General features: G+C 72.8%; 2 protein-coding genes. Both read right to left on the minus strand.

The annotated features are described in order from the left end of the window. Positions 1–816 precede the first annotated feature (816 nt). A complete protein-coding gene (locus BN12_RS21595; protein WP_048555617.1) occupies positions 817–1,647 on the minus strand; it encodes a ribokinase in 831 nt (276 codons plus the stop codon). A gap of 64 nt (positions 1,648–1,711) precedes the next feature. Continuing rightward, on the minus strand, positions 1,712–2,511 hold an 800-nt coding region (locus BN12_RS21600; protein ID WP_083454840.1), incomplete at its 5' end, for a nucleoside hydrolase.

The following is a 2,511-nucleotide window of genomic DNA, read 5'->3' on the forward strand; positions in this document are numbered from 1 at the left end:
GGGGTCGAGATACCTCCACTCAGGGACTCCTCGCCGGGTCGAGGTATCTGGTGACCTTCCGGCGGGTCCGGGACACCTCCACTCAAGGATTCACCGCCGGGTCGAGGTAACTAGTGACCTTCCGGCGGGGTCGAGATACCTCCACTCAGGGACTCCTCGCCGGGTCGAGGTAACTGGTGACTTTCAGGCGGGGTCGAGCTACCTCGACTCCCAGTGCCACCTACCGGTCGAGGTAACTGTGGCTCTCCCGTGGGGTCGAGTGTCGAGCTACCTCGACTCCCAGGGCCACCGCCGGGTCGAGGTATCGGGTGACCTTCCGGCGGGGTCGAGGTACCTCCGCTCAGGGATTCACCGCCGGGTCGAGGTAACTGGTGGCTCTCCGGTGGGGTCGAGTGTCGAGCTACCTCGACTCCGAGGTCGTCCGCCGGGTCGAGGTATCGGGTGACGTTCCGGCGGGTCCGGGATACCTCCACTCAGGGACTCCCCGCCGGGTCGAGGTATCGGGTGACGTTCCGGCGGGGTCGAGATACCTCCACTCAGGGACTCCCCGCCGGGTCGAGGTAACTGGTGACCTTCCGGCGGGGTCGGGATACCTCCACTCAGGGACTCCCCGCCGGGTCGAGGTACTGCTGACCTTCCGGCGGGGCCGAGCTACCTCGACTCCCAGGTCGTCCGCCGGGTCGAGGTAACTGGCGACTCGGGGGTGGGCGCCTGATACCTCGACTCCGAGGGCGCCCGCCCCGGTCGAGGTGACTGCTGACCGTTCCGTGATCGCGGGCGGCGGCCGACCCCCGTGGACACGGCGGGAACAGAGAGTCACAGCGTCGGATCGGGCTGGGCGCCGTCGTGGCGCACCGCGTCGGCCCCCGCCTGCAGGGCGGCCCACAGCGCCGCCGGGCGATCCTCACCGCGCGCCAGCGCCGCGGCGAGGGCGCCGCAGAACGCGTCTCCTGCGCCCGTCGTGTCGACGACCTCCTCGGGCGGCACGACGACCGCCGGCTCGACGACGCCGTCCCACGACGCACCGCGCGCGCCGAACGTCACGAGCAGCGATCCCGGCACCGACCCCGACTCGGCGAGCAACGTCGCCTCGTGCTCGTTGGCGACGAGCGGGTCGGCGAGGGCGACGACGTCGCCGGGGAGACCGGCATACGGCGCGGCATTGAGAAGGACCCGCGCACCTCTCCCCACGGCGAGCCGGATGCCGCGCGCCACGACACCGAGGGGCACCTCGAGCTGGACGAGCAGGACGTCCCCGGGACCCAGCCGTTCGAGCGCGACGAGCGCCTCGGGGCCGACCGTGCCGTTGGCGCCGGGCACGACGACGATGGTGTTCTCGCCGTCGTCCGCCACGGTGACGATGGCGGTACCGGTCGGCACACCGGGCCGCACGACGACGTCCGACACGTCCACTCCACGGGCGCGAAGGCGGGAGCGGTATGCGACCCCTCCGGCATCGTCGCCGACGGCCCCCACCATCGCGGTCCGGGCCCCGGCGGCCGCCGCCGCGACGGCCTGGTTGGCGCCCTTCCCACCCGCGAGCCGCACCAGCCCGTCGCCGAGGACGGTCTCTCCTGGCGCCGGATGACGCTCGACACGGGTCACCAGGTCGACGTTGAGCGACCCGAGGACGACGACGCGGCCCATCACCGGTCGCCACCCGTCCGGCGGAGCCGACCCCCGATGCCTGAGAAGCCGCCCACCCGGCCCGTCACCGGACACCGCCGAGGGTCGAGAGCCACACGTCGGCGTACCGCTGCGCGTCGACGCCGAGCGCGACGGAGATGACGGCCGGGGCCGCGCCATGGGGATCGTGCGAGAGGTCGCCGGCCCAGTCCCGCCGGTCGACGATGGTCCGTCCGCGGGACCACGTCCCGGCGAGCTCGACCCGCACCGGGAGCGGCTCGGTGACCAGGCCGTCCGGCGCAACGACGGCACAGACGGCGCCCGCGTCCCCGATCGTCGCCGAGTCCGTCCCGAACCGCTCGCACTGGAACCGGATGAGCCGACCGGCCAGCTCGCACACTCGACGCGCCGACCGGGCGCCTCGAGCGATGAGCGCGTCCGCCTCGACGCACGTGACGCGCGGTCGGTAGAAGACGTCCAGCCCGTACATGACGACCTCCACCCCGAGGTCCGCGCACGCGTCGAGGACGATGGCGGCCGCCTCGGGGTCGTGGAAGACGTTGAACTCCGCGGACGCCGTCGCGTTGCCGACCTGAGCGGCCCCGCCCATGAAGACGATGCGTCGTATGCCTTGTGCCACAGCGGGATACGTGCGGAGCAGAAGCGCGATGTTCGTCATCGGCGCCAGCGGGACGAGCGTGGGCCGAGCCTCGAACGGACCGGAGGCGGCTGGGAGGAGGAGGTCACGGAGCAGCTCGACGGCATGGCGGTCGTCGGGGCGACGGCCGGAGGGCGGCCAGCCGAGATCGCCCATGCCGTCGGCGCCGTGCACGTGGCGCGCGTCGCCCGGCTCCTGCAGGAGCGGCCGCGCCGCGGCCGCGGGGG

This window comes from Nostocoides japonicum T1-X7 (assembly GCF_001046855.1).
In the GTDB taxonomy this organism is placed as follows: Bacteria; Actinomycetota; Actinomycetes; order Actinomycetales; family Dermatophilaceae; genus Nostocoides; species Nostocoides japonicum.

Bases quoted from the DNA above. Each gene is read 5' to 3' on its own strand.
- BN12_RS21595 (WP_048555617.1), bottom strand. From the start codon at position 1,647: ATGGGCCGCGTCGTCGTCCTCGGGTCGCTCAACGTCGACCTGGTGACC.